Source organism: Spirochaetales bacterium, from assembly GCA_016930085.1.
In the GTDB taxonomy this organism is placed as follows: domain Bacteria; phylum Spirochaetota; class Spirochaetia; order SZUA-6; family JAFGRV01; genus JAFGHO01.
Genome location: JAFGHO010000133.1, coordinates 1 through 6,857 on the forward strand (window position 1 = coordinate 1; position 6,857 = coordinate 6,857).

4 protein-coding genes are annotated in these 6,857 nt (G+C 48.3%); all 4 read left to right on the forward strand.

What is annotated here, in order from left to right:
• The first annotated feature begins 102 nt into the window (after positions 1-102).
• The 4 genes from JW881_22010 to JW881_22025 all read left to right on the forward strand — a co-directional run bounded on the left by JW881_22010 (position 103) and on the right by JW881_22025 (position 6,854).
• Positions 103-1,959 carry a hypothetical protein gene (locus JW881_22010; GenBank protein MBN1700202.1) on the forward strand — a complete coding sequence of 619 codons (1,857 nt, stop codon included), beginning with the start codon at positions 103-105 and terminating at the stop codon, positions 1,957-1,959.
• A gap of 26 nt (positions 1,960-1,985) precedes the next feature.
• A complete protein-coding gene (locus JW881_22015; GenBank protein MBN1700203.1) occupies positions 1,986-4,874 on the forward strand; it encodes a hypothetical protein in 2,889 nt (962 codons plus the stop codon).
• Between the two features lie 116 nt (positions 4,875-4,990).
• On the forward strand, positions 4,991-6,064 hold the full coding sequence (locus tag JW881_22020; protein ID MBN1700204.1) for a hypothetical protein: 1,074 nt from the start codon (positions 4,991-4,993) through the stop codon (positions 6,062-6,064).
• A gap of 139 nt (positions 6,065-6,203) precedes the next feature.
• A complete protein-coding gene (locus tag JW881_22025; GenBank protein ID MBN1700205.1) occupies positions 6,204-6,854 on the forward strand; it encodes a rhs element Vgr protein in 651 nt (216 codons plus the stop codon).
• Positions 6,855-6,857 lie beyond the last annotated feature (3 nt).

Consider the following 6,857-nt stretch of genomic DNA (forward strand, 5'->3'; position numbering starts at 1 on the left):
ACCGCGGAAACGAAAAGCAAGGATATCGAAATCAAGGCAAGCCGGAATATGACGATAAAGGGCTCCACGGTAAAAATAAACTAACGGCAAAAAGGACACGGATTGTTTTTTCACGCCGCACACTTTAACAGGATAAAATCGAGCGCATTCGATCCCGCAGACCGGGGCTCGGAAGTTTTTTTCACGCATCCCCTCAAAAGAAACCGCCTGCATATCGGTATCGTGGAAGACAACAAGGACCCGGACAAACTGGGGCGGCTCAAGGTCAGATTTCCCTTCTGGGGAGAAACGATTGCCACCGGCTGGATTCCCTTCGCGAGGCCGTACGCGGGAAAAGACCGCGGTCTCTGGGCCCTTCCCGAAATCGACGATCAGGTCGTCTGTGTGTTTTTGAACGACAATCCCTCGAAACCGGTCGTCATCGGCTGCATGTATACCCCCAGGGCCGTACCGCCCGTGGACGGCAACAAAGGAAACAATGTAAAAGTCCTGACCACGAAAAGCGGCTCGAGTATCGTCATCGACGATACCGACGGGGAGGAGCATATATGCGTCATGACAAAGGACGGGGAAATGCGGCTCGTGCTCGACAAGGCAAAGGGGCTTCAGGTCGTCAATGAAAAGGGGGATATCAACATCACGTGCAGGAAGCTCATTATCGAAGCTCATGACGCGGCCCTCATCGGAATAAACAAGGATTTGAGCGTATGCTGCAAGGACGGCGACTGCTCGATTTCCTCGAAGCAGGGGATGGAACTGTCATCGGGGGCGGAGGGGGTGCTGAAAGGATCGAAGATCAAGCTGAGCGGGTCCGGGGGGGTGACCGCTGGATTCAGACAGATCGCGAAACAGGACGACATGGTGGTGGGGGTCGATTTCCACGATATCATGGTCCCCTCTTCCAGCGGGCTTGTGACCGTGCCCATGATCCCCCACCCTTACATGGGAAAGCTTGCGGACAAGCTTTCCGACGACGTCACGGTGAACGACAAGGCTGCCGCCGTAAAGGGAAGCAAATCGAAGTTCGACACCCCCGGACATTTTCCCATGCCGCCGGGGGTGAAATTCAAGAGCCGGCCGAACAACGAGGGCGAAGTATCTTCCGGGACCGAGCCATCGGTCAAGATCAACAAGAAGGAGGCGGCGGTGCTGGGAAGCATGGTCAAGACATGCAATGACCCGCAGCCGCAGGAGACATGCGCGATCGTCGCAATAGGTGCGGCGGTCCCCGTCCCGATCATGATCCCCGGTCTCGACGCGATCCAGTTCGAAAAGGACGGGGGGTTTCTCATCAACACGCGCTCACCCTCGGCTCCTCCCGGAACCCCGCGGCCCCAGGACATCGAACGCTCGCTCGCCGATCCCAAATGGAGTACGTCAAAGGCCGTGACCGGAGAGGAAGTGACGCTCGAGGTGCGGTGCGTCAACCAGCACGAAAACGCCGGCGTCTTCTTTACCGTCTGGGAGGAAGGGGCCGACAGGGAGAAGGACATGCCCGTCGCCGTGATCGTGGGGCAGAACAATGACGGCAAAGCGGAAGTGACATGGAAATACACGATGGACGAGTTTGTTTTCAAGGAGGAAGCGAATCCCCTCGCCGATTACTACCGGGAACGCCTCGGCATGGAAGTCGATCCCCGGATGTTCAGATATCATATCGAGGATTACGAGGAACCATTCGAAAACCCGGCAATGAAAACCGCCAGGTTTTGTTTTACATGCACGAGTTACCGGTGTGAAACGGCGGAAAGCGGCCTTATCGAGATCGGCGGCGATATAAGGATCACGATCCTCGACGAAATCGGCAAGCCCATGAAAAACGTCGCATACAAAATATGCTATCCGGACGGGAAAAAGATCGAGGGTACTACGGGAGACGACGGGAAAATCAATAAAAATACTGTCATCCCGGGCCGGTATCAGATTCAATTAATCTACGAGGAATTCGAAACGTCCTGATACGGGGGTTCAATAAAGGAGTTCATATGCCGTTTTATAATTACACGGTGGAACGAAACGACAGCCTTGCATCCATCGTTTACCGGTATAAAAACAACACGCTCGTTCCCGATATGCACTTCGAGATGGACCCGCATCTTGCCTGGCAGCAGGTGTGGGACCTTCCGGAAAACAGGAATCCTGGATTCATCCATGCGGGAAGCGGGAGAAAAGCGGAGCTGATTTATTCCGGTCAAAAGGTCGCGCTTCCGTATGACAAAGTTTATGTCGCCGTTGAAAGTGACAGATATTCCAAGGAAAACAACCTCTCGCTGCCGACAGATGCCGAGGTTATCGTTAAAATCCCTCCCCAGCGAATTTTCGTCGACGCCCACATGCACATCGAAAGCCTCAATACGACGCCCCTGCCCCTTGCGTGGGCAACGCTGTACAGACAGGTGAAAGGCATCAGCCCGCTTCTTTCATTATTCGGGATGTTTGCGGGAACGGATAGAAAAGAGTTCATGGATATCGGCACAATGCGGGTTTTTTCTGCGCTGGCGCTGGCACATTATATCGGGCAGTACGGCGATTTCGGCTGTATAGGCCAGTACAGTACGGATATCATTGCGAAAATATTTCTTGGAATCGCGAGAAAAGAAGATATGAAACGGAGTCTCGAATGGTTGAATCCCAAGGATCCGGACAAACTTTCAACTGAACTTGAAGAAAGCTCAACATCGACAAACAAAATACTCGTTGATTTTTATAAGAACAGTTTATATTATTTTCAAAACAGTAATGTAGCAAGAATTAATGTCATGCTTCCCATGGACCTTTCATTTGCCCACATCTGGGGTTATTTCCGTATTCCCTATTACATTCCGGTTCCCGAAAAAAATACCTTCTTATATATAGACGATTTTCTTGCCTATGGAATCGATTATACACCCCAACAGGCCAATTATCCGTATCAGCCTGTAATAAACCATGAATACGATCCACGGAACAATGAAAATCATTTGTTTTATGATTTTGATATTAAAAAACATCTGGATGATTTCTCGAATATGGTAGATAATTACGGGATCAAGCTGTACAGCCACGACATCAATATACACCGGCTGATTTTTTCGTTTGATTGCACGACTATATACAATTTATACAAGAAAAAGACTTTACAGGAACTCAAGGAAAGCCTTGTAAATACAGTTTCACATTTTCAAGCGAAAATCAACAATAAACGGTATATTCATTTTCTGCAGAAGGTTCCTGGAAACGAAGTTGATGTATTTGAAGATTACCGATCGCAAATTACCTACACCGAAGCGAGTGCTTTTCGATATCCCCTGGAAATGCTTCCCTTTTACCATTTTGACCCCAGGCGTTTTTATTCGCCGGGTGACCAGGGAAAAATCCTTGATAATCTGGAAACGGATCACTGCTTTTTACAGCTGACGAGTCCGAAAGAACTCGAGACCCATTTCCGCCGCACTCCCTTGCGAAAAATGATCGATATATCCGAACCCGTTTTTTTGACACGGGAATATCTGAAAAGTATATTGTTCGAAGAGCATACGAACATCGATATCGCGGGAAACAAGGTCGTTCAAAGGAAACCGTGCTGCATAATGTTTGATGAAATAAAAAAAAAGATGATACCCGGAGGCGGCGTTTTTCTCGGTTTCAAAATGTATCCTGCATTGGGATATCCTCCTTATCTTTACAAGACCGTTCGCCCTCTTTTATTGCCGTTTGACAATCCGTCATTTTACGGACATATGATTGATTTCTATTCCTATTGCGAGGACAACCAAATACCGATTACCGTTCATAATATGCCGGGAGGCATGACCGCCGGTGACGGTTTCAACTTAAAAAAAATGAATCGTGTAAAGAACGATGTCTATGATGCCGTTCAATCGGCGCTTTACCTCGATCACCGTTGTTCCGCAACATGGCATTGGACGCATGTATTGCAGGAATTCAAGAAATTGAGAATTAATTTTGCGCATTTCAGTAACAGCGAACATTGGACTGAAGATCAATCCGAAATACAAGACGAAGCATGCGCTTCAAAAACGGAATCGGAGTCCCTCGATCACAAGAAAATGGATTGGAGGAAGAATATTATTTCTCTCGTCAATGAACATCCGAATGTGTATACGGATATGGCCTGTTATACGTTAAAGGAACTCCTTCCCGCTGAAATAAAAATTCGGGAGTTCGGCAAATTAACGTCTGACGGCCGCAATATCGAAGCAATCAAAGATACTGCTGATTATGCTTTTTTGGTAAATAACTGTTATCATTATTACGACACAGGCTTGAGTCAGGGTCTCCTTCGTCCTCTCTTTATGGATTACAACACCGTCATGCGGGGCGCCAATATACTCCGTAATTTAGGTATTAATGTTGATTTATATAAATTTGAAGAAATGGTAGAAAACCTGGCAAAAGCCATAAATGAAAACCCGACGTTAAAAGAAAGGATTATTTTTGCTTCCGACTGGTATTTTTCCGAAAACGCAATGAAAAGTGCAGGCAGCTTTTACAACGGAATGTTCGAATTGAGTAAAGCCTTGACAAGGAAACTCGGCGACAAATTCGATGTATGGAACCAGTTTTTCGTGGTCAACCCGCTGCGGTTCCTCGGATTTCTGAAGGAAAACGAAAGCGGGGAGCTGGTGGACCATGAGAAAAACGACAAGGCATATGCATGGAATACCGGTTTGTTGAACTCGTATATAGAAAATCTGAAAAAATTGTTTGAAGACGATGCATGGTGTAATGTTGCGGAAGTAAATTTCCAGGAAAGAGACGATTTTCTTAATAATGCATACTCAAAACTTATTTTTATGAAGAATACCTTTGTGTATAAATCCGAATTTATTAAAACAAAGGACGACAGTAAGCTGCTATTAATGAGCAAATGAGGTATATAGCGACAATGTATAACACCATTGTTTTTCATATTTTTTGGAAAATCCTTGATAAAGCCCGAGTTCTTCGAAGGTGTTAAAAAATACTGTTCCGGAAAGGACAGCCGATCATGCAGAAACGTTTGAAACCCGAAGTCATCAGAACGGACGCGGTGATACGCGGTATAACCGGGGTTAATATAAAAAACTCCGTCGGTGCGTTGAACGAAACGGGGGAGTTCTGCCTGCTTGAAATCGATGAAGAAGGCAATACCGAATTGAACGCGGTGCTTCCCGGCCATCCCGAAAATAAAAGCCTAAACCTTAACTCGGACAACGAACATAATATCATGTGGATCGTCAGGGGGCGCGGCGTGTATTTTCTGGACCTCGAATCGAAAAAAACCGCCCATATTACCGCATCGAACGACGGGAACGGCAAGATCCTTTCAGTTTTTACCACCGATCCCGAAAAACGTATCATGGGGATTACCTATACGAACTGTCCGGGGTGCGCGGTAAACCTGACCTTCTATGACCTTAAAAAAAGGGAGACGATCGGCGAGGTCGTCCTCGGGCCCGGAAAGGCCTTTCCTTATTACGACAACACGGTCCTCTGCGTCTACACAAAACCCGACCGGACACGCTGGTGGTTCGCGTGCGGGTATGACGCCAAAAAACCTGAAGATCTCTTCGAGGACAGGCTGACCAGGAAACTGACGGAAACGCAAATGGACGCATGGCACCGCTCGGACGCGATCCATCCTGCAAAGCGCATTTTGATCTGCAGCGTGCTTGTCAACGGCAAGGCCGCCTATTTTTCCGTGAGATGGGATGAAAAACGTGAAAAGGTCAAGGTCGAACCGCTTATCCTGCAGCGCCTGAAAAACAGATGTTTCGACGATGTGTTTTTGTTTTCCCCGAAGGGAAACTGGATCAAGACCCTTGCGTTTCCCGCGGGCGGGAGCGCGATGCCCCCTGAATTGATCATGTTTCACACCGGGGGCGCCTACCCCCAGGGAATCAGTCTTCCCGTGTTGTGCGGGTATACGGATGAAATGGCGAGTGGGGCGTTTATGGAACACGAAGCATGGGGGCCCTGTTATATTGACTGGGATCCGGACGTTCCCGAAAAACTTTTTGTTTTCCGGTTGAACGAAGGTTTGCGTCTGCTTGCAGACCGGATTCTCGGCAAATCCGGTTGATTTCCTTTTTAGCTCTACGATATAAAAGTTCCCGAATCGGATCATTCAATTGCTTTATGAAAAGCTGCTGTACACTTTACTTTTTACAGAAAGCAATGTACAATAGCCCTGCCAAACCGGGTAAAAGGGGGAACATGCGATGAATAATTATTACCAGTACGGCGCCGTTTTAGGAATCGTGACGGACAACGAGGACCCCGACGGCCTTGGACGGGTCAAGGTAAAACTCCCTCACATCGGCGACGAGGTTGAAACCGACTGGATTCCTGTCATGACCGCCTACGCGAGTCCCGAATGCGGGGCGTTCATCCTCCCCGAAATCGACGACCAGGTCGTTATCGGGTTTCTGGGCGACTGTCCCGACCGCCCCATCGTTCTGGGCTCGATCTGGTCTGCGAACCGGAAACCGCCCGAAACGGGCGAAAACACCGCCTCCGACCTCAACTCAGACGGCGAAAACAACCTCAAGTTCATAAAAAGCAGAAGCGGCCACCAGATTATCCTGGACGACAAAGACGGGGAAGAGAAAATCCAGATACTTGCCGCAGACGGAAAGACGCGGTTCGAGTTTCTTTCAGGAGACACGACGATCAATATCGAAACGGACAAGGACCTGCGGATAAGCGCATCGGGAAAACTGGGAATTGAAGCGGAGGAAGGCGAGTTCACGTTCAAGAAAGGACTTAAAATCGAGGCGGACGGGCTGACCGCGGAAACGAAAAGCAAGGATATCGAAATCAAGGCAAGCCGGAATATGACGATAAAGGGCTCCACGGTAAAAATAAACTAACGG

Coding starts and splice junctions, on each gene's coding strand:
- JW881_22015 (MBN1700203.1), top strand. CDS start 1,986: ATGCCGTTTTATAATTACACGGTGGAACGAAACGACAGCCTTGCATCC.
- JW881_22020 (MBN1700204.1), top strand. CDS start 4,991: ATGCAGAAACGTTTGAAACCCGAAGTCATCAGAACGGACGCGGTGATA.
- JW881_22025 (MBN1700205.1), top strand. CDS start 6,204: ATGAATAATTATTACCAGTACGGCGCCGTTTTAGGAATCGTGACGGAC.